Below are 25135 nucleotides of genomic sequence, written 5' to 3' on the forward strand. Positions count from 1 at the left end.
CAAATAATATTTTTGATATATATAATTATTTTTACTTTATTTGTTATTATTATATAACACATAAATTTTTTAATTATGAAAAAGAAAATTGTATTTATTATGATGTTAGTCATAACTCTCACGGGGAGTTATATTGGCACTACAGCAGCCATTAACGAATTAGTAGAAGCTCCGCACCTCACCGCTAAACCAGCCGATCAAGTAGTAAAAGAAGGCCAGACAATTCAAATTGATGCCGTTGTTACAGGAACTCCAAAACCTACAGTTGTTTTTTATAAAAACAACAAAACCATTGAAGAAGATACCAGAATCTCTATAAATGAGGACAAAGGAAGACATACATTAACAATAAAAAATGCAAAAATAGAAGATTCAGCAATATATTTGGTCGTAGCACAAAACAAAGCAGGCATAGCTCAGGCGACTTGTGAAATACATGTATCAACTATTAAATAAATTCATCTAACGCAAGACGTAAAAAAGGTCTGTTCGTTGAGCAGACCTTTTTTTTACCCTCAACACCCGCAATATACTAAAGCGAGTGAAGATAATCTGTAGACTTTACTCCACCTTAACCCATTTCACGGCGTCGGCATTCAACACCTCGCCAGGTAGAAGCCCCTTGTCCTGAAGTACGACTTTTACATCGCCCGGGGAAAGTTCATACCTTCCCGAAAACACCCATCCCTTTGCAAAATCAGAATCGGCCCCTTCTTTCCCAAGATCCAATACAATCTCTTCTTTTCCCCCGCTTGATTCATGTAATTTAACTGTAAATGCAATTCCTTTTTCAGGAGGAGTAAAGAATATCTTATCTTCCACACCATCATGAAAAAAAGAATATTCTACAGAAGGTCCCCCATCCAACACAAACGAGGTTCCACCCGTGGTAACACACCTGATAAACAATTCATACGTGCCCGATTCTCTGATCGAAGCATTCCACTCTACCTGAGATTTACCGCTTCCGCCACCTTTACTGTAAAAACTTCTCACTACATCACCATAAGCGTGATTCGAAACAAATAGTGTCCACCGCCACTCGGATTGCCTCGGGGGATAAAGATTATACTTTTTATCCTTACCCGGTTTTTCAAAACAGGAAGACCGCTCTTCCCGAATCACGAAACCTTCATCCTCGTTATCCACGATAATCTCGTTAGCGGAAGACATAAAACAGGTCGTATCGATCTCCTGAATCGAGTCCCGGTCCACCCAAACCTTACCCGGAATTAAAACATCAAATTGTTCCGGTATATTCCTCGAGAAACCGGTACTGATTATAAAACGACTCGAAGTCCCCTCTAATTGCGCCACCAAAGCGACCTCCATACAGGTTCGGGGAGCGACCGTAATAGATTTTAACATACCTTTTCGAGTGGGCCCCATGAACATCGAATGAGCATAATTCACAGAAACCATTCCCTCCACGTCACTTCTATTCCAAACTTTAAAACAAATCGTCGCCCGCTCTCTTTCCCGGTTCTCGTTTATCTCGATATCCCGGATAACGAACGCCGGAACTCCCTCACTCGTATACCACGCATTCAATACCGGATAAATATCAACATTAAAACGACGATCCAATTCATCACAAAACACGTCAAAATCGACATCCTGATAGGCATAACGTTCCTTAAAATCATCGACAAACCGGATCAAGGAATCTCCTACCATGTTTTGTAAACGATTCCACAATTCCCTCCCTTTTACCTCCACGATACCTTTCATTTCAGGAATTACTTCTTCTGGTTTAAAAGCCCGTTCCAGACTATTCCTTGAAAGATACTCGATAGCTTTCAGGTCTCTTTCCACTTTAAACCATATAGAACCCACCGGAAATTCATCCGGCCTCATCGCCTTAAAGATCGAGTTGATCATAGGATAACGAGAAGAACTCAACAACAGGGTCCCCTCTTTCCCCAGAAAAGAGTAATCATATTTATTCCACGAATCTGCCGTAATTGAACCACGCCCTTTATCCTTTTTCACGAGAGGCAACCACGAGAAAAATTCCCGCTCCAATCCCGCTTTAGAAAGCATCTCGAAATTATTTACAATGATATCGGCCTCAACGTCTGGCAACGGGGTATCTTTTATTCCTTTTGACATTAAACGCGACTGTTCATTCCGTATCCTTCTTTGAAGCACCTCCTCGCCACCTCCCAATTGACTTGTTCGCCGTTCCGGAACAAGAAAAAGTTCCGGGTGAACGTAATCGGTTCCTTCCCTCCACGGCCGAATAAACGTGTAAAAAGAGACAGGGACTTCCACGAGAGCGACCCTATCGCACGGGTAACCGTAATAAGTGACAAACATCCATTTGATCTTTTCTACAGATCGCTTTTTCCCCTCTTCCGACGCCAAAAAGGCTCCTGAACAAGGAAACTCCCCACGAGGATAATAATACTCGCTTAAAAAATCTTGGGCTTGGAATTGTTCTTTATCCATATCACCCGCCACAAAAACGATCCCGAAAAGATTTCGCTCGTTATTAAAACAGGTCGTGTCGCCTTTCTCGGACATCTCTCCCTGCGAGAGCACCGTTTTTCGATCGGGATTCAGCACTTTTAACTTGTATAACGTGTAATCACGACGGGAGATCCACGGGAAACCCACGTTCACGACAGGAAGCGTCGTGGGATACCAGAGCGACTCGGGAGTCAACAAGGTGAAATCATCCGTCAAAAAGAAAAAACGATGGCCAAGGCACAGCATGTTGTTAAAGTCCATGGCGGTAAACTCCCGGTCAGCAATCTCGGGGTAACAGATTAACGGGTCGATTCTTCCGGAATATTTCATCGTCACCAGAGAACGGGCACCCGGCTCCATCCTAAACGGTACCACGATCACCTGATCCTTCCGCTCGAAAGACAATTCCTTGCCATCAATTACTAAACTGGAAAGTTCCAAACCCGGATTAAGGTAAAACAATACCGTATCTACTACTGTCGTGTTACGGTTCTCGATCAAGAGTTTACTATCCGACAATAAACGCTCTCCCTCCTGTCGAAACGTGATCTCGTGCTCCACCGTGTTCACTTTAGCGGCGTTATCGTACTCCCGGTAAACAGTCCGGTAGTGTTCCCGAAGTTCGCTTTGACGTTTAAAAGGAAAAAGATAAATAAAACTCGTCACGATACCCGCCACAAAACAAAGGGTGATAATCAACCCGGCCCGTCTCCACCTCCCGGTTAATCGCTTAAAACCGACAACGGAGAGAGAGAATAAGCCCAGGGCAATCCAGATAAAGATCATACGCTGCAACAGGTAACTCCCTATCCCGGGATGACCTACCAAGGGCGAGAAAATATTCGGCACCCGGGAAGCCGTGAAATCAAAAACACCGTGAGCGAGAAAAGGGAGCAAGGTTAACGATGCCCACAGGTAGAGTAACAACCCCAACAAAACGAAAATTCGCGAACGAACGAACATTTTCACGCAGACGACCAAGGCCGTGGTGAAAAGAATCGTCGGTAACGTCAGCGTGAGGAAATAAAACAGGTATAACAAGGGAGAAAAGACAGAGTCTGTCACGAAAACGTGAAGCATCCCGGTCAACACCATCAACACGACATTTAACATGATCAAAAGTTCCACGACGGCCAAGCCTTTCCCAAGCACGTACTCCATGTTATCGACCGGACGGGATAGTAACGCCTCGTTCGTGTTTTTCGACCGTTCGCGTTTAATAAAATCTCCCGCCACAAAAATGGCCAAAAAAGCCTGAAACACGCAGAAGAGGTAAGCGTTCGTGTAAGGGATGGCGGAAGGAATATCCGCACGAAAAGCGTAGGAATCGATACGCCAGTAGCTATGAGCGAAAACGTGAAAACCCAAAATACCTCCCACTAACAAAAAAGCCAAAAGAATAAAAACGAAATTCCTTGTTATCATCTTTCGCTCGTAACCCGCAACTAAATTCATGTCTCTGAAATTCATATTCCCCATTATCAATGATTAAATTATATTTCATTATTTGGATATCCAGAATAAAATAACTATATTTTATTTCTATTCAAGAAAAATAGAAAATATTAAAATCGTACCACAAGATAAGAATAAATAAATATAAAATATAAAACATATGTCATAAAAACATATTTTATAAACTACACTTAGGAAAACAAGTATTATGCGACGCTTTATACTCATCAATTGTAAATAAAAAGAACAAGGAATTCTAAAATTAAGTGATATCCTATTTACAATTTACACCTATCTATAAGTTACGATAACGATGGAAAAGCAATGTTAACGATAAACAATGTAGAAACAAGTGATTCAGAAACTTACCAAATAGTAACAGGAAACCCCGTAGGTAAAGACAACAAGAAATGCGAAATGGTTGTATCAATAATTCCATAAAACCATCTGACACAAAATCGAATTTATTTTTTATCTTTTACATCCATTCATCACGAAATCATTCCATCGTAAATTACTCTTATTTTTCCCCCACGTAGAGAGAGGCGATACCGAAAGTCAGCCGACACTGAGTGACCTGTCGATAACCGCATGAACGCATAATCTTCAAAAATGCTTCCCCTTGAGGAAAAGCAAAAACGGAAGCCGGCAAATACTCGTAGGCCTTTCGATTCCCGGAAACGATGCCTCCGATCCAAGGAAGTACTCTTTTAAAATAGAAACGATACAACTGCTTCATGGGAAAACGCTCCGGTGTTGAAAATTCCAATATCACCACCTTTCCTCCCGGCTTTAATACCCGGTACATCTCCGTCAGTCCCTTTTCCAAATGTTCGAAATTCCGCACTCCGAAAGCCACGGTTACTGCATCGAAGGTATTATCCGGGAACTCCAGGTTCTCGCTATCCCCGTAACGGAAGTCCAATTGCTCCGTCAATTTCCGTTCCTTTGCCTTCTCCCGGGCAACAGTCAACATATTTTCCGAGATATCGGCTCCAATCACCTTCTTTACCCCGTGTTTCAAGGCCTCCATCGAAAAGTCACCCGTCCCGCAAGCCACGTCCAAAACAATGTCCTTACATCCCGCTCCGACCACCTTCATCGCTTTTTTCCGCCACCTTTTATCAATCCCCATCGATAAAAGATGATTCAGCAAATCGTATTTCGGCGCAATTCCGTTGAACATCTCCTGTACCCTCTCTTTTTTCGCCATCTTCTTTTATTTAGTTTCAACAGAGCAAAAATACAAATTTAAACGAGATTTGAATCACACCAACCCGCTCCGCTATTTATTTTGAGGTTTTAATACAAATTGGAGTCGATCCTGCAACTGTACTTGTTGAATAAATAACTGAAAACTCTCGTAAGCCTCTTTCGGGTAAACTCCGGCATTCAACACAAAATTTCTTTTCAAATAAAGATTGTCTTTAAAACATGATATCTCCGTAGAGTACTCCCCATAAGGGCTATACAAAAAAACCGGAGAAATTCCCATCTCCACGACATAACCTTCCGGTATACGCACGAAAATCGTATCTTTTTGAGCAACCGGATAACGCACTTCCTGTTCTCCGGGAGACAAACGAAGGTTCTTTATCCCGGAAAAAGAAAAAGGAGAAAAGAAAAGTCGATCTCCAATTTTACGACAAAAACCACTTAGAGTTCCTTTTATCTCATAACCGATCTCCCGTACTTCGTCCCCCTCCGATTCGAAAAACCGAAAATTCTTCAATTCCAATTTTCCGCACGTCACGTGATCCAATATCCATTTGTGCCTTTCACTCTCCGACTTTTTCATCTCCAAAAGCAAACTATCCTGCTCCGCCTTTAGTTGCAAAAATACCCACTTTATGTCCAACCCGACCTTACCGCTCGAATCAATATCCATATTAACCCGCACCTTTTGAATGTTCTCGCTCCCGGAAAACTTCCGCGCACAAAACAATTCGTCTTCTTCCTGAGCAAAAATAAAACCGAACCAAAAAATAAAACCAACAGTCAATAACCACTTCATACTTTTTTTTCTTTAACCTGAAATTACTTCGATAAACCCGAACAACGATTCAAAAATATTCAAATCGAAATAAAAATCACAAGCAGAAATTTCCAACTCTTTTTTACTGAAGGTTAGAACTTCCTTTGTACACACTTATCCTTTTGATCTTACTTTGGGATAAAGGTATCATTCTGTTTTTAATTTATAAATTCTTTCATAAAAAAATGTATCCCATTCCTGTCAAAATATTTTCCATAAAAAAAGGCAACTGAAAATTAATTTTCAATTGCCTATATATCAAATTGTACATTTACATTTTATTTCCCGGAAGTTCCGCTCTCCAAAATACTGACGATGGAGAATAACGAGAAGCAGATTCCCCCTAATCCGACAAGCACGCGGGCAGGAACAAAAAACGCCCCGTCCAACATAGCCTCTTCAAATAGAAAAGCTCCTAAGAACAAGCAAAGCAAAGCCGTTATAACGGGGATTAAAGGAATACGATTTGCCAACTTAAACTCCTGTTTCCATACCTTAGCCAATAAAAGGATCTTACTGGATATACTGAAACAAACCAACCCCAAACCGATCAAAATAAAACCGGTCGTATTCACCGGAGCCGAAGCGGCAAACAACTCGACCAATCCCCATACCACACAAACACTACCCATGAAAAAAACCAACATAGGCCAATATTTACGATCCCGATCGGTATAATCATTTCGTATCTGCCGGGCAATACTCGCTACCAAACCGATCAAACTGGTACAAATACAGGCAAGGCCTCCCATAACACTACCCGCAACAAAAGAATTCGAATCCGAAGAATCGGATAACAGGACAATAGCCCATATCCAGGCCACAGTCGAAAACAAAATGGTCAGGGCAATTAAGATACTCTCTGTCGTGGCTGAAAATCCTTGAGCATTGATTTTATTATCAGGAGTATGGGAATTAGCGGGAATAAGTGCAAACTTGGTGGAGGAAGTTGCGGCTGTAGAGATACAGGCGGATATTAAACCCACCCCGCAAACCACATGACCGGAAACAAATAATTCCGGCATATCGTGTGCGGCGAATATCCATATTCCAAAAGCAATCGTACCGAATGCCAGCAAATAAGCAAAACCCGGCAATAAATATTTAAAAACAGGTTTATACGTGTGGATCAATTGTCGAATGATTGTCGCCGCAGTTGCGAACAACGCCATACAAATCACTCCCAACGAAAAAACCACGGGTCCTGCAACAAATCGAGCCGTATCACTTCCGTAATAAAAAATATAACCTCCCAGGAAAAAACATATTAATGCCATAAACACGGGAATACCTCTGAACAAAATACTAATGCCGTAATTCATATCCAATTCTTTTAAAATTCAATGAATATACGAGGTCATATCTCCCCTATGTTCCTGATTTTTTCGTAAATTTCCCTAAATTAAGCCTTTATTCTTCATTCAATACCTTCCAAAGCAGATCTTTAAGCTCTGTAATCCCCTGCCCGGTGACGGAAGAGATAAAAACATAGGGGATATCCGGTAAGTCCGTTTCCATCTCTGCAATCAGCTCCTTATCCGCGTAATCCGATTTGGTAATGGCTAATACGCGTCTCTTATCCAATAATTCGGGATTATATTGTTTCAATTCATTAAGCAAAACATTGTACTCGTTATGAATATCGGGACTATCGGCCGGAACCATAAACAGTAAGACCGAATTTCGTTCGATATGGCGCAAAAAACGAATTCCCAACCCTTTCCCCAAGTGAGCACCCTCAATAATTCCGGGAATATCCGCCATCACGAAAGAGCGATCATCCCTATATTTTACAATACCCAGATTAGGCACCAGGGTCGTAAACGGATAATTAGCGATTTCGGGTTTCGCCGCCGAAACGACCGATAGCAAGGTCGACTTTCCGGCATTGGGAAAACCGACCAATCCTACATCCGCCAAAACTTTCAGCTCCATAACAACCGTCCTCTCGACACGAGGCTCTCCCGGTTGGGCAAAACGCGGAGTCTGATTCGTGGCCGAACGGAAATTCCAGTTCCCTAATCCTCCGCGTCCACCGGCAACAACGATACATTTCTGTCCTTCTTCCGTGATTTCACAGATCAATTCACCGGTATCCGCATCCCGGGCTACCGTTCCCAGCGGCACATCAATGATAACATCATCTCCATTAGCCCCGGTACTCCGGCATTCACTACCGCTCCTTCCATCCTCGGCAAAAATATGCCGCTGATACTTTAAATGGATCAACGTCCAATAGTTTCGATTGCCCCTCAATATTACGTGTCCTCCACGACCACCGTCTCCCCCGTCAGGTCCCCCTTTAGCCGTCATCTTATCCCGGTGAAGATGAGTTGAACCGGGACCTCCTGCCCCACTACGACAGAATATTTTTACATAATCAACAAAATTGGTTGCTGCCATTATAATCAGTTTTAATCTTTACACAACGTATACAAGTCCGGGAGGTTACGCCCTAAACCGTCGTAATCCAACCCTCTCCCCACGACAAAATCATTTTCCAAGGCAAAGCAATGGTAATCGACAGTCAATTCATGCACCAAAGCCTTAGGCTTATAAAACATCGCTACAATCTTGATCTGTTTGGGACTCTTCTTCAATAACATCTCCTTCAGATGTACCATGGACTTACCCGAATCGACCATATCCTCTACGATCACAAGCGTACGTCCCGTTATATCTTCATTCAACCCGATCAACTCCTTTACCCGACCGGTAGAAGAAGTTCCGGCATAAGAAGCTATCTTCACAAAACTGACCTCCGTTCCCTCCAAGGTGATGCATTTCAACAAATCGGAAGTAAACATGAATGCCCCGTTCAATATACTTAAAAACAACGGACGTTCCCCCTGCAAATCACGGTTAATCTCTTTTGCAACCCGTTCGATCTCCCTATCAATCGCAGCCGCCTCAATAGAAACTTGAAATTCCTTATCGTGCAATCTGACTTTTTTCATTCCTGTTTAATTTAATCCATTGAAGATCGGGCCAATTCGTCCCGAATTCATTTTTTTTTATTTACTTTGCGCAAAAGTACAATTTTGAATTTAAAATCCCGTAAAAATATGAACCCAAAAGTAAGTATTATTATGGGCAGCACCTCAGACCTGCCCGTCATGGAAAAGGCAGCAAAAGTATTGAATGACTTTTGTATTCCTTTCGAAATAAACGCTTTATCAGCACATCGTACTCCTGCCGAAGTGGAAGAATTTGCTAAAAACGCAGGAAAGCGAGGCATTGAAGTGATTATTGCCGGAGCCGGAATGGCCGCTCATCTTCCCGGTGTCATCGCCGCAATGACCCCCCTACCCGTTATCGGAGTTCCCATTAACGCCTCCCTCGACGGCATGGATGCCCTATTAGCCATCGCCCAGATGCCTCCGGGAATTCCCGTTGCGACAACAGCCATCAATGGTGCCATGAATGCCGGAATTTTAGCTGCACAAATTTTAGCCGTCGGTAATACCGAACTAAAAAATAAAATTGTGGAATTCAAAGAATCGCTAAAAAAGAAGATCGTCGATGCCAACAAAGAGTTGGCACAAGTAAAATACGACTATAAAACCAATTAAAATAAAATCCGGTTTACTTTTGAAGCAAGCCGGATTTATTTTTAAAGACTATCGCTCCTTTTGAAAGGCTATTCTTTCGTCCCCGTTTTTTAAATAAATTATTCCACACCGTTTATACCCGTTCCTCTCCAGCACCTTCTGCATGGGTATATTATTTCTATGGGTATCTACCCGGATATTTCCACTTTGTTGAAAACACCAATCAAGACAATACGAGGCAACCCCTCTCCTCCCTCTTACGGTGGCCATACGATGTATAAAGCCATAAGGTTCATCGTTCAGCCACTCTCCGTCAAAAATCTTCAGGTAGGTCGGTTCCGTCCCAATAGCAAAAAAGAAGGTACCTACCACCTCCTCTCTCTCATCTACACATACATAACTGCATTTCCGGGCGATATCGTCTTCCAGCAACACCCTCTCCGGATAACGGTCACCCCATTGCCCGGGATTACCGTTATCCGCCATAAATTGTCTTGCAGACTCGTATAATCTTAATAAAACGATCAAGTCCTCTATTTCTGTTTTTCTAATTTTCATTTTAGTCTCTATTTGTTTTATAAATCGACCGTTGCCTCTTCCGATCGAATTTTAAAAGTAAAAAAATAGAGGCAAAAAAACAATTGGTCATACGTTTATATATTCATCTAAAAATGCATCATTTATATCATATTCGGAATATACATATTTCATTTTTTCATAACTTTGAAAAAGAATAGGCTTCCCGTGTGTCGGTTCACACCCTCTTTTACGATTATGATCTTATTAACCACAACTCGCACGCCATGAAACGAGCACTCGTCCTGATCTGTTTCTCCCTCCTTCCATGTTGGAACAGTTACGCCCAAGAGACATCCGATATAGAGAAACTTCTGGAAGAGAACGGCATTCTCGATTCAGAGGAAAACTACGAAGAGATGCTTACCACCCTGTTCTATCTTCGACAACATCCCCTCGATATAAATACGGTCGGATTCGATAGCCTGAAAATGTTATTTTTCCTCTCGGATAGTCAAATCGATCAAATCCTAATTTTCCGAAACAAAATAGGAGCCTTCAAGCATCCGAATGAACTCCTGTTAATTACCGGCATTGGAAAAAAGGATCTGACCAATATTCTCCCCTTTATTCGAATCGGTACATCTGTCACGACACCCGCTTTCAAGAAAAAACCTCGCGTTAAACAAGAATTATTAGCCAGACTCAAAACAACATACCCCACACAAACAGGTTACCGAAAATATACGCGGGAGGCTTTCCTCAAAGAGAAAGACTTTAAAAAAACTCAAGAAAAACAATTCCGGGGGCCACCGTTCGGAACCCTATTAAAATACAAAATAGGAAACCGTTCCCGTTGGGCAGGAGGTCTTACGCTCGAGAACGACCCGGGAGAAAGCTACTTCACGAGGTATCAAAAAAGCGGTTTCGACTTTTTATCCGCACATTTGATGTTAACCAACAAACATTGGCTTCAAAAAATCATTATCGGGGATTACAAATTACAATGGGGACAAGGTCTGGTCGCCTGGCACGGATTCTCTGTCGGAAAGTCCGGAGCCTCTCTGAACAACGAAAAATCAGGAAACGGAATCTCCCCCTATACCTCTACCGACGAGAATCATTTTCTGAGAGGAATAGGCATATACATGACCCCGCACAAAAACATCAAAACCATTCTGTTCGTTTCTTACAAAAAAACGGACGGAAATATTATCAACCGGGACAGCCTTGATCCGGAAGAACTGGAAACAGCCTCTCTCTATCAAAGCGGCTATCATAGAAACCTATCCGAGTGTAAAAAAAAGCACACCTTAAAAGAGTTCACGACCGGAGGTTCCTTTAACCTGAATCATCAACGTTTTCGAATCGGTATCCACGCCTTATATTACGACTTCACCCCACAACTATCCGTTGGAAACCGCACATACCAACGTTATAACGATACCGGCAACAAACGATTTCTAAGCAGTCTGGACTACAAAACAGGTTTTCGAAGCTTTTACCTTTTCGGAGAGTTTGCTCTAAGCGATAAGGGCGCCATCGGAACCATTCACGGACTACGTTACAGCGGATTTTCCAAAGCCTCCGCCTGCATTATCTATCGCCATTACGACAAGAATTACCGTTCCCATTATAACCAGGGATTTGCCGAATACTCCAACACCTCCAATGAAGAAGGAATCTATATCGGCATAGAAAGCTCTCCCGTGAAAAACCTGAAAATAAATCTCTATTACGACTGGTTTCGCTTTTTTGCCCCCCGCTATCAGGCCACGATTCCCGGTTCCGGTCAAGAAATAGTATGCGACCTCACCTATTATTTTCGCAAATGGGAATGCTATTTCCGCGTTAAACACGAATCCAAGCCCGAAAATCCGGTAAGACAAACATTAGCCCGCGTTCAACGGCAGAGAAACGAGCTCAGATTCCAATTTTCCAACAAAAACCTATCTTTTCTCGAATTTCGTAGTCGTCTGGACTATATTCATTATCAAAAAGATACACGAAAAGAGGAAGGAGTACTTATCTATCAAGACTTTATATTCTCCATCCGTAAGCAAAACGTCAAAACCCAATTCCGTATAGCTTATTTCAATACGGACGGATACTATTCCCGGATCTATGCCTATGAACATAACGTATTGTACGGCTACTCTTTTCCGGCCTATCAGGACAAAGGTATTCGCTCCTATCTGAACCTGAACTGGAAAGCTCTCCGATCGATTACTTTTTACTTGAAAGCAGGAATGGTATACTATCCCGCAAAAGAATACCTCAGTTCCTCTCTCACCCGAGTCAATGATAATAAGCTATTCGACCTCTCCTTCCAAATACGGGTTACTATTGACTAAATTATAATTTGTAATCGTCAATCTGAGATTTACAATCATTTATGTCTTTTTTTCAACACGTTTATCACATCTTCCAACTCATATCCCTTTGCCATCAACAGAACCAAATAATGATACAGCAAATCGGCCGCTTCGTTTAAAAATAATTCCCGATTTTCGTCTTTTGCCTCTATAACCAGCTCCACAGCCTCTTCTCCCACCTTCTGGGCCACCTTATTTATTCCCTTTGAAATCAATTTTGCCGTATAAGAATCCTCGGGAGAATCATTCTTACGTTTTTGCAAAAAATGTTCCAGGTATAATAAAAAATTATCCGAACCGTTCTCCTCACCCCAACAAGTATCTTGTCCCGTATGACAAGTCGGACCCTCCGGTTTCACTTTTACCAATAATGAATCCCCGTCACAATCCACAAGTATATCCTGCAAGTACAAAAAATGCCCGCTCTCCTCACCTTTCGTCCACAAACATTGCCGGGAACGACTGAAAAAACACACTTTCCCGGTCTCCAACGACCGCCTGACAGAGATTTCATCCATATACCCCTGCATCAAAACGACACGGGTATTCACATCCTGAATAATAGCCGGAATCAAACCGGACTTATCAAATTTTAAACGACCGATATCTAACATAACATTTATATCTTATTGAATAATACATTTCTTACCTCGACTCCTTTCGTTGCCAAATAGGATTTCAATTCCGGAATTTTAATCCTTCCGTCATGAAAAACACCTGCCGCCAAAGCCGCATCCGCCTCTCCTCTCGTGAAAACATCATAAAAATCCTCGTACTTCCCGGCCCCACCGGAAGCAATAATCGGTATGGTCAACTCGTTAGCCAAGGCAGCTATCGTATCACAAGCAAACCCCCGACAGGTTCCGTCATGATCCATGGAAGTAAACAAAAGTTCTCCAGCCCCTAAATCAGCCGCTTCCCGTGCCCATTCCTGCAAAATCAAAGACGTTTTCCGATTCCCTCCATGACTAAATACCCTCCATTCTCCCTCTCTTACGGAAGCATCAATAGCAATGACAACGCATTGTTTCCCGAAATTAGTCGCAAGCCGACGAATCAAGCCGGGATCCCTGATTGCCGACGAATTAATAGAAACCTTATCGGCTCCGCATTTTAATAAAACTTCAACATCCCGTTCCGAGGCAATGCCGCCTCCCACGGTAAAAGGAATACTTATCGCTTCCGCAACCTCCTTCACCCACTCTGACACCGTTCCTCTCCGGTCAATACTGGCCGCAATATCCAAAAACACCAATTCATCTGCTCCCCAATCAGAATAAAAAAGAGCCAGGTCCACCGGACTTCCGACATTTTTCAAATTCTGAAAACAAATCCCTTTTACGACACATCCCGCCTTTACATCCAAGCAAGGAATAATTCTTTTTGCTAATCCCATACCAAGTCCTGTTATAATTTCATCCGTACCATCTCTTCCCAAGTCAACCGTCCCTCGTAAAAAGCTTTCCCGATAACAACCGAAGTTATCCCTAAACGAAATAAAGCCGTTACATCTTCGCCCGAACTTATACCCCCCGAAGCGATTAAATTTATTCCCGGATACTTCGTCCGCAACTTACCGTACAACTCTAACGAAGGCCCGGAAAACATTCCGTCCCGTTCAATATCCGTACACATCAGGTTACTCAACACGCCATCGTATTGTTCGATCAGGTCATAAATCGTTTTATGCGACCTACGTTGCCAGCCGTTGATACAGACCTGTTCTTTCCGGACATCCGCTGCAATTATAATTCGATCGGTCCCGTACTTCGTGATCCAACCCCTAACCTCCTCCGGATTTGTTTGAGCCATACTCCCGATGGTTACCCACCGGGCCCCCGCATCCAAAATCCGTTGTACCTCTTCTCCGGTTTTTATTCCCCCGCTGAAATCCACCTGTAAGCGGGTCGAAGAACAAATCTTCCTCAATAAATCGAGATGTACGATTTTTCCTCTCCGGGCTCCATCCAAATCTACCAGATGAAGCCTCCGAACTCCTGCCTTTTCAAAACAAAAGGCCATATCAACCGGATCCCCGGTATAAACACAACACCTATCGTAATCTCCCTGACTTAAGCGAACACATCGTCCCCCCATAAGATCTATTGCCGGTATAATCTCCATATTCAAAACATTAAAAAGTTACGTAAAATCATTTCTCCCATGGCGGAAGACTTTTCCGGGTGAAATTGACACCCCCAGAAATTCTCTTTTCGAACGGCTGCACAAAACTCTCCCCCGTAATCACAACCGGCAATCTGATACTCGTTACAAGGAAGATAATAGGAATGAACAAAATAGCTCCACTCCATTTCCCTTATCCGTCGAAACAGGTCGGAATGCAAACCGTATATTCGATTCCAACCCATATGAGGAATCTTTTTCCCGTTCTTCATCTGTTTCACCTCCAACGGGAATATACCCAACCCCGTAGTATCTCCCTCTTCCGAGAAAGTACACATCAACTGCATTCCCAGGCAAATACCCAAAACCGGTACTTTCAGTCCCGGAAGAATCTTATCCAATCCCTTTTCCCGCAATCGCTCCATAGCAGTAGCAGCCTGTCCTACTCCGGGAAAAATAACCCGCTCAGCCCGACAGACGACCTCCGGATCCGAAGAAACAACGACCTCTTCACCCAAGCGCCGAAGAGCAGTCTGCACGGAAAAAACATTTCCCGCTCCATAATCGATAATTGTCACCATACCTCTATCCGTTAAAGTTGTCCTTTAGAAGAGGGTATACTGGTTCCCGTCACTTTTATCGCCGTATTGATGCAGCGCCCAAAAGCTTTGAATATAGCTTCAATCAAATGATGGGTATTCTCCCCCTTAGCCACCACATGCAAATTACATCCGGCTTCCCTACAAAAAGACTCGAAAAAGTGCCGGGTCATTTCGGTTGGGAACTCCCCCACGTATTCTCGTTCGAACCGGACTTCCCAAACCAGATATCCCCTCCCGCTGAAATCAAGTAATACTTCGGCACGGGATTCGTCCATCGGCAAAGCAAAACCGTAACGCTCTATGCCTTTTTTACTTCCTAAGGCCACCGCAAAGCACCGCCCTAAAAGAATAGCCGTATCTTCGATGGTATGATGCTCATCCACCTCCCGATCACCATTCGCCACGACAATCAAATCGACTCCTCCATGACGAGCTACCTGTTCCAGCATATGATCGAAGAAGCCTATGCCCGTACGGATATCACTCTCTCCAGCTCCGTCCAAGACTAACGTTACCCGAACTTCCGTCTCGGAAGTCTCGCGGGATAAGCTTACCCGGCGGGAACAGGATTTCAGATAACGATATACCTTCTCCCAGGAAGAACAAACTATTGCTTCCGGACACCCTTCCGCTTTCTTTTCCCCGAACAAGATTCCCTTTAGTCCCATATTCGACGCTAACTCCATATCGGTCAAACGATCCCCGATCACATAAGAGTTCTCCCGGTCCAACCATTCGTCGATATACTTCTTCACCATACCGGTTCCGGGTTTCCGACAAGGAGAATTCTCTTCCGGGAAACTACCGTCTATCAGCACCTCGTCAAAAACAATCCCTTCACCCGCCAAGACTTTTAACATAAAATCGTGCGGAGGCATAAAAGCGGTCAAAGGAAAAGCAGTCGTTCCCAAACCATCCTGATTACTAACCATCACCAGGCGATAGTCCGTTTCTTCTGTTATTTTCCGCAGAGCGCCGATAACTCCCGGCTTAAAACACAATTTATCCATACAGTCTACCTGAAAATCACCCGGGGGTTCTTCTATGATCGTTCCGTCCCGATCGATAAACAATATTTTTTTCATAAACAACCCTGTTTTAAATACTTATCTTCCAATTCAGACAATACATTCATTAAAAAATCATTTTCCCGCGATGTCCCGATCGAGATACGTAATCCGTTCTCTATTCGAGGAGGAAACCGTCGGACTCTTACTACGATTCCCCGCTCCAATAACTCCTGATACAAACACTCATATTCCCGGCTACATGCTAAAATAAAATTAGCCTCTGAAGCAAAGACCCGATCAAAAAGGACATTCCGTCCCAGATAATCATAAAGCCGCCTACGTTCCCGTCTTATTTCATTTAAACATCGTTGAAAATATTCCGTATTTTCCAACATTCGTAAAGCTTCCGTTTGCACCAAGGAACCTACATTATAAGGTAATTTTGCCCGATTCATATAACGGATTAACCCGGGATGTGCGGCAAGCACTCCTACCCGTAGGCCGGCCATTCCCCAAGCCTTGGATAACGTTTGTAAGACAACCACATTAGGATAATCCCACAACCGGTCTATCATCGATTTTTGATCTGCAAAATCAATATAAGCCTCATCGACCACAACCAATCCGGAATACTTTTTTGCGACCTCCAATATCCGCTCGACAGGCAAAACATTTCCTACCGGATTATTCGGATTACAGAAAAAGATGATTTTACTCCTACTGTCCATATACGATTCCAACTCATCCCATTCGGGCATAAACGTCTCATCTAACACTAATCGTAAAACCTCTACCCCGTTGATTCGGGCACAAACCTCGTACATAGAGTAACCCGGATAAAAAAGAATTACCCGATCTCTTCCCGGCTCGCAAACCGTCCGGATCAACAAATCGATCAACTCGTCACTCCCGTTACCCAAGATTAATTGATCTACGGAAACCCGTTTCAATTCCGCCAACCGATTCTTTAACTTCTGTTGAAAAGGATCCGGATAACGGTTAAAACCCGTTTCAAAAGGATTCTCGTTCGCATCCAAAAAGAGAGCCCGGTCACCATTAAACTCCATTCGGGCACAGGAATACGCTTCTAACTCTTTTATATTATCCCGTACTATATCTTCGAACATATCTTATCTCTTTTTATCATTTACCCGTACGGTTATCGCATTCCGGTGTCCCCACAACTGCTCGTATTCCGCCATAATTTTTATCGTTTCGCTTAACACGGATAAACCTTCGGAGGTTATCTCCTGAAAAGTGATTTTTTTCATAAACGAATCCAGATTCACTCCACTATACGCCCGGGCAAATCCATTGGTCGGCAAGGTATGATTGGTTCCGGAAGCATAATCCCCGGCACTCTCGGGAGAGTAATTTCCCAAAAAAACAGAACCGGCACTTTTTATCTCCGGTAGCCATTGTTCATATCCCCGTACACAAAGCATTAAATGCTCGGGAGCGTAATAATTAACCAATTGCATACACTCCTGTATCGTTTTCAAAACCACACATTTCGAATTTTCCAAAGCTCTTGCGGCTAACTCCTTCCGGGGAAGAGATTCCAATTGCCGAATTAACTCGAGTTCAACTCTCTCCGGCAAACCTTCTCGATCGGTAAGAAAAAACACCTGACTATCCGAACCGTGTTCTGCCTGGGATAACAAATCGGCCGCAATAAAATCCGGCCGGGCCGAATCATCCGCAACAATCATCAATTCCGAAGGTCCCGCGGGAATATCGATTGCCACTCCGTAACGCTCCGAACGCAATTTGGCTGCCGTCACAAATCGGTTTCCCGGGCCAAAAATCTTATCGACCCGGTCGATCGAAGGGGTTCCCAGTGTCATAGCGGCAATTGCCTGCATACCTCCCACTTTATAAACTCTTTTCACTCCACATAAGGAAGCCGTCCATAACACAACGGGATTAATATTTCCATCCCTCTCCGGAGGAGTACACATCACGATCTCTTCACAGCCGGCCAATACCGCCGGGACCGCTAACATCAACACGGTCGAAAATAAAGGAGCACTCCCTCCCGGAATATACAACCCAACCCTCCGTATCGCCCGAGCTTCCTGCCAGCAACAAAACCCCCGTTCATCCCGGTATTCTATTTTAGACGGTTTTTGCAAAGCGTGGAAACGGACTATATTTTTTTTAGCTTCCCGGACAGCCTCTTTCAAATCTTCACAAACTTTACTTTCCGCTTCCTGAAATTCGGATTCCGAAACGGTAAAATCATCCAATTTTACCCGATCAAAATGCCAGGTATATTTCTTTAAAGCTTCATCACCATTCCGTTTTACTTCGTCAAAGACAAGGTCACAAACCCGTTCCAAGTCGGCAGTTTGATTTTCCGGACGTTTAATTAAGTCCGTCCACTCCTCTTTCAGGGGATATACGATCTTTTCCATCATACTATAAATAATTTAAATTCACAAAATACACGCCCGACAAGTAATGACCACAAGCACTACATTACCGGATTACACTACTCTATCATTTTTTCTATCGGTACTACCAGTATTCCTTCCGCTCCGGCTTCTTTCAACCGATCGATCGAATCCCAAAACCGATTTTCATTCACGACCGAATGCAGAGAATACCAGCCGGATTGTCGTAAAGGCATAATCGTTGGACTTTTCATACCCGGCAATATCCTGCAAATCTCTTCCAGCCGCGTTTCCGGCGCATTCAGCAAAATATATTTGTTGTTTTTTGCCGCTAATACGGCTTGCATTCTAAAGATCAATTGATTTACCAACCGCTGCTTTTCCGTATTCAAACAAGGATTCGCCACCAATACCGCCGTAGAACGGAATAAGGTATACACCTCTGAAAGACCATTTTTAAATAAAGTACTACCTGAACTTACGATATCACATATGGCATCCGCCAAACCGATATTCGGAGCGATCTCCACGGAACCGGAAATCACATGAATCTCCGCCTTCAAACCATTCTGTTTTAAAAAAGTATTCAAGGTATTCGGGTAGGATGTAGCAATCCGTTTACCCTCTAAAAAAGAGAGTCCGGTAAAAACCTCCGACTTGGGAATAGCAATGGAAACCCGACAGGCTGAAAATCCCAAATCCAACAATTTAGAGACACACACTTGTTTTTCAATTACCGTATTTTCTCCCACGATCGCCAAATCGACAATACCGTCTTCCACGTAATGAGGAATATCCGAATTACGCAAATAAAGAATCTCCAACGAAAAATTGGAAGCTTGCGCCATCAACTGATCTTTCCCGTTATTGATCGAAATTCCGCACTCCCTCAAGAGAGCCAAAGAATCGTCATACAGTCGGCCTGACTTCTGAACAGCAATTTTTAATCTCGTCATATTTTTTGATTTAAAAACTCGCTGAATCCGGGAAGGCCAAATGAATAAAAGACAAAAAAGCCCGCCTGAACCAGGCGAGCTCGTTTATACTTTCTATTTTAAATTACAGCATAACAGCATCATCTCACCTGAATACAGTGATGGCAATGATGATGCATATGATGTAAACTTGTTCTCATATTTTGTCTTTTACAGTTGCAAATATAAAAATATTTTTTTTTAAAACCATCCAACATAAAAAAATCCTGTAGCTAATACTACAGGATTCTTTAGTTTTCTATCGGAAAAATTTATTTTTCTAATTTAATTCCGATTTTAAACTCGGTTGTTTTAGCCCAAACACCGGGAAGAGCCCCTAATATCGGTTTGATTATGGCAATCATATCGTCATTTGAATCCTCCGGAATCAACTTGGAAAGAACCGGTAGCAAAGTCATGACCTGATCGAAGAAAGCTTTGTCAAGAGATATCTCAAGTTTCTTATCCTGATCTGTCAAAGTATAAGTCGCAGGAATTCCTTCCGTGATCACCTTATTAACAAATGCCATAAGGGTATTCAGGTCGGCTTGTGACAATCCGAGAGTTCCCAAAGACTCTAAACTCAAATCAGCCTCAGCCAAAATATTGACGATATTGGGATAAAGAGCAATCTTACTTCCGGATACGATCTTATAGCTTAAATATTTCGGTTCTGAAGTTTTCCAGGCAGGAGTAACCGTTCCTTCCAGACTTACACCGGCATCGGAATAAGTAGCTATAACCTGTCCTTTCTTCTGGAAAGTAACATCTTTCAACACCTGCGCCAAAAGTTGGCCTCCAATACCTTCAGCCAGACCCTGTATCGTCTCGAGCGGAAAATCTAATCCAAATACAGGTAGAGTCGTTCCCTCTGCTGCCACCCAATTGAAAGACAATGGACCGGAAACAAATGACTGACTTTCATCTACTTGCACGCTCTCTAAATTCCATTTTCCAACAAGGGCATGGTCATTATCATCATCATCACTACATGCTGAAAAGAACGTTACACCCAAAATCAATAATAACAAAAGTTTGTTTTTCATAGTCATTAAATATTAATTAAACATATTGTTTTTCATCTTAAAACCTTCGTTTTTTTAATACGACGAATTTATTAGCAGCAAAAAACATGCAAAAATAATCAAAAATTAAACATTCCCTCGTTTTTTAACATTTGATTTTTCTATACATCTAATTACGTGCACCATGCATTATTATAGCACGAGTGTTAAATAAAAACACATAATTATAACCTTTTTCATTTTCTTTATTTTATTCTCTATCAAAAAAGGAACGTTTTTTGATAGACAGTACATTTATTTATAATATAAAAAATTAACTAATAATTAATGACTTATGAAAAACAAATTACTATTTTTTCTAATCTTAGGTATGAGTATTTTTTCCGCCTGTCATGATGACGACAAACCGGAAGCTCCGCCAACCATTGACGACATTGTCGCAACTTATTCTGCCGACAAGCTACAAGCTACAGCCAACGGAGAAAACCTCCCGGCGAACGCTTCCATCAACATCGTAAAAGAGACCGATGAAACAAGTACGATCAAACTACTAAACATCGTACCGGGTGTCCCGGAATTTGCTATTCCCAAAGCAACTTTTGAAGCGGTAAGCAAAAGTGCCTATTACAGTAAACTCGAGGGTAGTGCAACCGACAGTATTGTCGGATATGAGGTACAACTAATAGGAACCGTTGATGCCGGAATTTTAAATGCCACGATCACGATCACCGACATGGGTGGAGAAAGTATCGACGCTACAAGTTTTTACAACAAAACTTACAAAGGAGAGATGACCATCAACGTTTCTAACCTGAGCGAGCCTGTAATCATGACTCAACGAATCTACACATCGCGTCCCTCCACCAGAGAAACATCTCGTATCCAATTGGAAATAAACAACTTCTCTTTCTCGGGCATGTCGTTAGGGACGATAAAGCTGGATACCCTTCCCGTCCTGCAAAGAGGACGTTATTACTCCTTTAAATCAATAGATCAGGAAATAGAAGTACAGGGAATTGGAAAAGTGCAGGTGGATGTCAACGGAGTAATTGTCGATAACGACATACAACTCTCGTTAATCGTAAAAGCAGGACCTTTGACCGTTAATGTCTCGTTTGACGGAGAGAACGTAACAGAAAGTACGGACATGAAGGCCACAATCACCATAAACAGTAACGTTCTTCTCGATCCGATCGCAGTCAGCGGATCCAATTACACGTTTAAAGTATGGGATTCTACCCCGAACGAGTAATTGGTTTTACTCCCGAAAATAGATATTCCGGCCGGTGCGACCCTGGATTCCGTTACGATTTATAATGCCACAAATAAGACCAGCACTAAAATCGACGACAAAACAGCTATCGATTTTTCTGAATTTACACCGGAATGTTACGTGGCCTACTATGTTACGGCCGAAGACGTTCGCAAGAACAGCACTAAAAAATTATTCATTGTAAAGGTGGAGGATAAAGACTTGGTATACACGATGGAAAAGTGGAATACTATTGGTAATTATTTTGAACCCGAGGGACTCACCTCCTCCAATACTGCAGCCTCACTCTTTCCAATTATGGGTATTCCAGTAGAACCTTATCCCGTCTCAAAAGCCGAAGACGGAGCCGCAAAAGTTATAACCAGAAAAACCGTTAGTGAAACCACACCGAGCGGAATGGTTCCTGCCATGACGGCCGGTACGTTATTCAACGGCGAATTCAAACTCAACATTTTCGATCAACTGAAAAGTACCCAATTCGGTGTTCCTTACCGGAAAAAACCGGTATCCCTGAAAGTTACTTACAAATATACCCCGGGAACACCCTATTATAAAACAGAAAAAGTGCCAAGCGGAAGTTCCACTATCAATACCGCCGTAGAAATGCCGAATAAAAAAGATACTTGCTCCATCAATGCCTACCTGTATGAAGTGAGCTCTTACGACCAAGCCCTGGACGGAAGCAATATAAACACCTCCACTTCCGTAATACTGAAAGCAAGTCTTATCGACGGAAACTCAACAAGCGATTATAACAGTCGAACCATCCATTTCGAAGAGATCGGTAACGGATCGTACGATCCCACGAAAAAATACAAATTAGCTATCGTTTGTACCCCCAGTAAAGACGGAGACCAATTCATGGGAGCCGAAAGTACCTTGTGGATCAAATACCTGGAAATCATTCCTGAAGAATAAACAGATTACCTGCAGGAAAGAGAGGCGGCCTTTTGGGGCCGCCTCCTTGCTATCACCAACCTACTGAAGTGACGAGATATCGAACTCATCACATTGTTTCATTGCTTCTTTCAATATATCGTATTTCTTTTTCATCAGGGGATATGTTTCGAGTAAGGCATCCCGTTCCGCTTTTGTTACCCTGAAGATAAACTCCAGCCATTGAGAAACATCGATATCCTTCGAGGGAGCCTGAATCCACCAGCCTCCCCAATCCGGATCATAATTCGTCATTCCGGGATCATAGGAAACAAATCCCATCTCATGCCAATCGACATCATCCGGAGTTTCCACATCCCAGTCCCAATCGGATTGTTTATAATACTCTTCACTTACTTCATAAAACTCCTCCGGAATCTGAAAAACGCCCTTGATTGCCAATAAATAATCTTTCCAGAATTTACCGTTTACCTCTCCCCGAATCTCCCGGATATCGGCATCTGTATAACTATCCATCTCCGGACGAATACCGGCAATCGCCACGTAGTTCGTACTCACAAAAGCATGGTAACTGGGCGTCTGCTCTTCCATTCCCAGAAAGAAAATAGAATCGGCCATAATCAAAGAATAAGGCAGGTATTTCTTTAAGAAACTTTCAGGATAAACATCGATAAATACTTTTTTTACCAAAGACAACCCCTTTTCGAGCAGTTCCTTCTCCTGAAGAGGGGAGACCATTCTGATATTATTCTTTTTCTTAAAGTTATAACGGTAATCCCGAATACCGGGATCTTTCACAATAATCGTCTGGTACGTCTTGTAAAACTCATGAATATAATGTTGGACAGGATCCGACGGATCATCTTCCAAATTATACCAGCTATCTCCTATGGTAGCATGAATCTTATCCTCATCGGAACAAGCATTCAAACAAAATACCAATGCACAAAACAGTATTAATTGTATTAATTTCATTTTCATCTAATTTTTGGTTTTCATCATTTTCCCCGTTGCGGACGGTCTATTTTTTCTATAGAAAGATTCATATCCCGCTCTTTCTGCGGTAGCGGTAAGGTATAAGCCGGATCATCTTTTCTCAACACATACTCGACATAGTTACTCGGATTCTCTACAGATGTATATCGATGTACAATCTCAGGACGATCCCAACGACGCAAGTCAAACCAACGAAATCCCTCGAAACAGAACTCCATCCGGCGTTCATCTTTCACGTAATTCAGCGCCTGCTCTGCCGTTGTAGCCGAAAGGCTGTAATCTCCCGAAATTCGTTTCTCCCGAATAGCATTTACATCCTGCATGGCATTTTCTATGTTTCCCTTCTGGGCGTAGGCCTCTGCCCGGTTCAAATAAGCCTCCGACAAACGAAAAGCATAAGCATAAACTCCATCGGAAGAAGCCCCGTAAAATTTTAACGGTTTCTTTTTCGTATTATCAAAAAATAAGTTAGTCGTTTTTCGTTTATCGGTAGCCGTATACAGGTTCATCAACCCCTCCGAGGGGACGAAAGAAGCAGCATAAGAAGCTCCATACTGAAATGCCCGGCTTTGGGTTGAGAGGTTTCCATAAGTAAACATGATCTCACCATTACTTATAGACATAAATCTCTGATTCGAATAAGTACCATTCATATCAAACAATTCGGCATCTGTCGACATAATGACCGAATCGGCATAAGCAATTGTCCGGTCATAATCTTTCCTGAACAAGGCAATCCGGCAAGCTAACAAATAAGAAGTAGACAAATTCGGTCGAAAAATCGTTTTTTCCATTTCCGCCTCCTTAAAAAAAGTAATCGAGCGTTTAATATCCTCCTCCATCAAATCATACACCGCTTTAATAGAGGAACGGGATAACAGTTTGTCTTCAACACCTGTTGCAAAGTTGATCGGCACACAAAAATCAACGGCAGCCTGTTCTTCGTTAATATAAGGTTTGCCGTATAAATTAGCCAACATAAAATAGGACCAGGCTCTTAGAAAATAAGCTTCTCCTGCCAAATCGGCTTTCTCCCTCCGGCTGCCTTCCATATTATTTAAATTATCAAGAATCACATTAGCCACAAATATCCGATGGTAATACTCTTCCCAGGCCCGATCTTCCGTCAGAGCATTATTCATTTGCAATTCAGGATATTGTTGCCAGGAATAGTATGACCAGAAACTCGTACGTTTATCTTCCCGGGTAAGCTTTTTCAGATTAATATACTCCTCGGCATCGTCCGTCATCACATCCAGGTAATCACACAAAATCAACTTATTGTTTAAACCTTCTCCGTATAAAAATTCTTTATAGTTCTGAACGGTTTTGGGAATTAACAGGTCCTGTGAATTTTCATCCAGAAAATCACTACAAGCTCCAAACAATAGAATAAATGATATATATAATAAATTATGTTTTTTCATCACAAGC

Annotated in this window: 23 protein-coding genes; 5 read left to right on the plus strand and 18 right to left on the minus strand. The window is 42.5% G+C overall.

Annotated features, from left to right (window positions below):
• Positions 1–75 precede the first annotated feature (75 nt).
• Positions 76–456, plus strand: coding sequence for an immunoglobulin domain-containing protein (locus QZR76_RS07635; RefSeq protein WP_294141923.1), 381 nt, complete (start codon positions 76–78; stop codon positions 454–456).
• Positions 457–561: 105 nt separating this feature from the next.
• On the opposite strand, the gene QZR76_RS07640 is transcribed toward QZR76_RS07635, so the two are convergent.
• The 6 genes from QZR76_RS07640 to QZR76_RS07665 all read right to left on the minus strand — a co-directional run bounded on the left by QZR76_RS07640 (position 562) and on the right by QZR76_RS07665 (position 8919).
• The gene (locus QZR76_RS07640; RefSeq protein ID WP_294141924.1) at positions 562–3927 is read right to left on the minus strand and encodes an ABC transporter permease; all 3366 of its coding nucleotides are present in this window, start codon (positions 3925–3927) and stop codon (positions 562–564) included.
• 520 nt (positions 3928–4447) lie between these two features.
• Positions 4448–5140: a bifunctional demethylmenaquinone methyltransferase/2-methoxy-6-polyprenyl-1,4-benzoquinol methylase UbiE gene (gene ubiE / locus QZR76_RS07645; RefSeq protein WP_294141928.1), complete on the minus strand. Its 693-nt coding sequence runs from the start codon at positions 5138–5140 to the stop codon at positions 4448–4450.
• A 72-nt stretch (positions 5141–5212) separates the two neighbouring features.
• Positions 5213–5941 (minus strand): hypothetical protein, encoded by a 729-nt coding sequence (locus QZR76_RS07650; protein ID WP_294141930.1) that lies wholly within the window; start codon positions 5939–5941, stop codon positions 5213–5215.
• A gap of 299 nt (positions 5942–6240) precedes the next feature.
• A complete protein-coding gene (locus tag QZR76_RS07655; RefSeq protein WP_294141931.1) occupies positions 6241–7284 on the minus strand; it encodes a DUF2776 family protein in 1044 nt (347 codons plus the stop codon).
• Positions 7285–7372: 88 nt separating this feature from the next.
• Positions 7373–8365: a GTPase ObgE gene (gene obgE / locus QZR76_RS07660; protein ID WP_294141932.1), complete on the minus strand. Its 993-nt coding sequence runs from the start codon at positions 8363–8365 to the stop codon at positions 7373–7375.
• An 11-nt stretch (positions 8366–8376) separates the two neighbouring features.
• On the minus strand, positions 8377–8919 hold the full coding sequence (locus tag QZR76_RS07665; protein ID WP_294141934.1) for a phosphoribosyltransferase family protein: 543 nt from the start codon (positions 8917–8919) through the stop codon (positions 8377–8379).
• A 108-nt stretch (positions 8920–9027) separates the two neighbouring features.
• On the opposite strand from QZR76_RS07665, the gene purE reads away from it, so the two are divergent.
• On the plus strand, positions 9028–9534 hold the full coding sequence (gene purE, locus QZR76_RS07670) for a 5-(carboxyamino)imidazole ribonucleotide mutase (RefSeq protein WP_294141936.1): 507 nt from the start codon (positions 9028–9030) through the stop codon (positions 9532–9534).
• 48 nt (positions 9535–9582) lie between these two features.
• Here purE and QZR76_RS07675 read toward each other — a convergent pair whose 3' ends face one another.
• Complete coding sequence (locus QZR76_RS07675) at positions 9583–10071, minus strand: GNAT family N-acetyltransferase (protein ID WP_294141938.1); 489 nt, start codon at positions 10069–10071, stop codon at positions 9583–9585.
• A gap of 245 nt (positions 10072–10316) precedes the next feature.
• On the opposite strand from QZR76_RS07675, the gene QZR76_RS07680 reads away from it, so the two are divergent.
• Positions 10317–12383 (plus strand): helix-hairpin-helix domain-containing protein, encoded by a 2067-nt coding sequence (locus tag QZR76_RS07680; protein ID WP_294141940.1) that lies wholly within the window; start codon positions 10317–10319, stop codon positions 12381–12383.
• 35 nt (positions 12384–12418) lie between these two features.
• Here the strand turns inward: QZR76_RS07680 and hisIE are convergent, their stop codons facing one another.
• The 9 genes from hisIE to QZR76_RS07725 all read right to left on the minus strand — a co-directional run bounded on the left by hisIE (position 12419) and on the right by QZR76_RS07725 (position 20556).
• On the minus strand, positions 12419–13018 hold the full coding sequence (gene hisIE / locus QZR76_RS07685; RefSeq protein WP_294141942.1) for a bifunctional phosphoribosyl-AMP cyclohydrolase/phosphoribosyl-ATP diphosphatase HisIE: 600 nt from the start codon (positions 13016–13018) through the stop codon (positions 12419–12421).
• 5 nt (positions 13019–13023) lie between these two features.
• A complete protein-coding gene (hisF, locus tag QZR76_RS07690) occupies positions 13024–13800 on the minus strand; it encodes an imidazole glycerol phosphate synthase subunit HisF (RefSeq protein WP_294141944.1) in 777 nt (258 codons plus the stop codon).
• A gap of 11 nt (positions 13801–13811) precedes the next feature.
• Positions 13812–14528, minus strand: a complete 717-nt coding sequence (gene hisA / locus QZR76_RS07695; protein WP_294141947.1) for a 1-(5-phosphoribosyl)-5-[(5-phosphoribosylamino)methylideneamino]imidazole-4-carboxamide isomerase — start codon at positions 14526–14528, stop codon at positions 13812–13814.
• Positions 14529–14530: 2 nt separating this feature from the next.
• Positions 14531–15109 carry an imidazole glycerol phosphate synthase subunit HisH gene (gene hisH, locus QZR76_RS07700; protein WP_294141948.1) on the minus strand — a complete coding sequence of 193 codons (579 nt, stop codon included), beginning with the start codon at positions 15107–15109 and terminating at the stop codon, positions 14531–14533.
• Between the two features lie 11 nt (positions 15110–15120).
• Positions 15121–16215 (minus strand): bifunctional histidinol-phosphatase/imidazoleglycerol-phosphate dehydratase HisB, encoded by a 1095-nt coding sequence (gene hisB / locus QZR76_RS07705; protein ID WP_294141950.1) that lies wholly within the window; start codon positions 16213–16215, stop codon positions 15121–15123.
• Complete coding sequence (gene hisC, locus QZR76_RS07710) at positions 16212–17267, minus strand: histidinol-phosphate transaminase (RefSeq protein ID WP_294141951.1); 1056 nt, start codon at positions 17265–17267, stop codon at positions 16212–16214. Before hisC ends, hisB begins: the two co-directional genes overlap by 4 nt.
• Before the next feature lie 3 nt (positions 17268–17270).
• Positions 17271–18557 carry a histidinol dehydrogenase gene (gene hisD, locus QZR76_RS07715; RefSeq protein ID WP_294142105.1) on the minus strand — a complete coding sequence of 429 codons (1287 nt, stop codon included), beginning with the start codon at positions 18555–18557 and terminating at the stop codon, positions 17271–17273.
• A gap of 77 nt (positions 18558–18634) precedes the next feature.
• A complete protein-coding gene (gene hisG / locus QZR76_RS07720) occupies positions 18635–19492 on the minus strand; it encodes an ATP phosphoribosyltransferase (protein ID WP_294141952.1) in 858 nt (285 codons plus the stop codon).
• Between the two features lie 290 nt (positions 19493–19782).
• Positions 19783–20556 (minus strand): hypothetical protein, encoded by a 774-nt coding sequence (locus QZR76_RS07725; RefSeq protein WP_294141954.1) that lies wholly within the window; start codon positions 20554–20556, stop codon positions 19783–19785.
• A 313-nt stretch (positions 20557–20869) separates the two neighbouring features.
• Between QZR76_RS07725 and QZR76_RS07730 the strand changes: the two genes are divergently transcribed.
• Entirely contained in the window at positions 20870–21787 is a 918-nt protein-coding gene (locus tag QZR76_RS07730) for a calycin-like domain-containing protein (protein WP_294141956.1), read from the plus strand.
• Complete coding sequence (locus QZR76_RS07735; protein WP_294141958.1) at positions 21788–22726, plus strand: PCMD domain-containing protein; 939 nt, start codon at positions 21788–21790, stop codon at positions 22724–22726.
• Between the two features lie 60 nt (positions 22727–22786).
• On the opposite strand, the gene QZR76_RS07740 is transcribed toward QZR76_RS07735, so the two are convergent.
• The gene (locus QZR76_RS07740) at positions 22787–23686 is read right to left on the minus strand and encodes a hypothetical protein (RefSeq protein ID WP_294141960.1); all 900 of its coding nucleotides are present in this window, start codon (positions 23684–23686) and stop codon (positions 22787–22789) included.
• Between the two features lie 17 nt (positions 23687–23703).
• Complete coding sequence (locus tag QZR76_RS07745) at positions 23704–25128, minus strand: RagB/SusD family nutrient uptake outer membrane protein (RefSeq protein ID WP_294141962.1); 1425 nt, start codon at positions 25126–25128, stop codon at positions 23704–23706.
• Positions 25129–25135 lie beyond the last annotated feature (7 nt).

Origin of the sequence: uncultured Sanguibacteroides sp. (assembly GCF_900543425.1) — a bacterium.
GTDB lineage: Bacteria > Bacteroidota > Bacteroidia > Bacteroidales > Marinifilaceae > Gabonibacter.

Coding starts and splice junctions, on each gene's coding strand:
- QZR76_RS07730 (WP_294141956.1), top strand. CDS start 20,870: ATGAAAAACAAATTACTATTTTTTCTAATCTTAGGTATGAGTATTTTT.
- hisG (WP_294141952.1), bottom strand. CDS start 19,492: ATGACGAGATTAAAAATTGCTGTTCAGAAGTCAGGCCGACTGTATGAC.
- hisH (WP_294141948.1), bottom strand. CDS start 15,109: ATGGTGACAATTATCGATTATGGAGCGGGAAATGTTTTTTCCGTGCAG.
- hisIE (WP_294141942.1), bottom strand. CDS start 13,018: ATGTTAGATATCGGTCGTTTAAAATTTGATAAGTCCGGTTTGATTCCG.
- QZR76_RS07680 (WP_294141940.1), top strand. CDS start 10,317: ATGAAACGAGCACTCGTCCTGATCTGTTTCTCCCTCCTTCCATGTTGG.
- QZR76_RS07725 (WP_294141954.1), bottom strand. CDS start 20,556: ATGAAAAACAAACTTTTGTTATTATTGATTTTGGGTGTAACGTTCTTT.
- QZR76_RS07655 (WP_294141931.1), bottom strand. CDS start 7,284: ATGAATTACGGCATTAGTATTTTGTTCAGAGGTATTCCCGTGTTTATG.
- QZR76_RS07740 (WP_294141960.1), bottom strand. CDS start 23,686: ATGAAAATGAAATTAATACAATTAATACTGTTTTGTGCATTGGTATTT.
- hisB (WP_294141950.1), bottom strand. CDS start 16,215: ATGAAAAAAATATTGTTTATCGATCGGGACGGAACGATCATAGAAGAA.
- QZR76_RS07665 (WP_294141934.1), bottom strand. CDS start 8,919: ATGAAAAAAGTCAGATTGCACGATAAGGAATTTCAAGTTTCTATTGAG.
- QZR76_RS07650 (WP_294141930.1), bottom strand. CDS start 5,941: ATGAAGTGGTTATTGACTGTTGGTTTTATTTTTTGGTTCGGTTTTATT.
- QZR76_RS07640 (WP_294141924.1), bottom strand. CDS start 3,927: ATGAATTTAGTTGCGGGTTACGAGCGAAAGATGATAACAAGGAATTTC.
- hisD (WP_294142105.1), bottom strand. CDS start 18,557: ATGGAAAAGATCGTATATCCCCTGAAAGAGGAGTGGACGGACTTAATT.
- obgE (WP_294141932.1), bottom strand. CDS start 8,365: ATGGCAGCAACCAATTTTGTTGATTATGTAAAAATATTCTGTCGTAGT.
- hisC (WP_294141951.1), bottom strand. CDS start 17,267: ATGTTCGAAGATATAGTACGGGATAATATAAAAGAGTTAGAAGCGTAT.
- hisA (WP_294141947.1), bottom strand. CDS start 14,528: ATGGAGATTATACCGGCAATAGATCTTATGGGGGGACGATGTGTTCGC.
- ubiE (WP_294141928.1), bottom strand. CDS start 5,140: ATGGCGAAAAAAGAGAGGGTACAGGAGATGTTCAACGGAATTGCGCCG.
- QZR76_RS07635 (WP_294141923.1), top strand. CDS start 76: ATGAAAAAGAAAATTGTATTTATTATGATGTTAGTCATAACTCTCACG.
- QZR76_RS07675 (WP_294141938.1), bottom strand. CDS start 10,071: ATGAAAATTAGAAAAACAGAAATAGAGGACTTGATCGTTTTATTAAGA.
- QZR76_RS07745 (WP_294141962.1), bottom strand. CDS start 25,128: ATGAAAAAACATAATTTATTATATATATCATTTATTCTATTGTTTGGA.
- purE (WP_294141936.1), top strand. CDS start 9,028: ATGAACCCAAAAGTAAGTATTATTATGGGCAGCACCTCAGACCTGCCC.
- hisF (WP_294141944.1), bottom strand. CDS start 13,800: ATGGGATTAGCAAAAAGAATTATTCCTTGCTTGGATGTAAAGGCGGGA.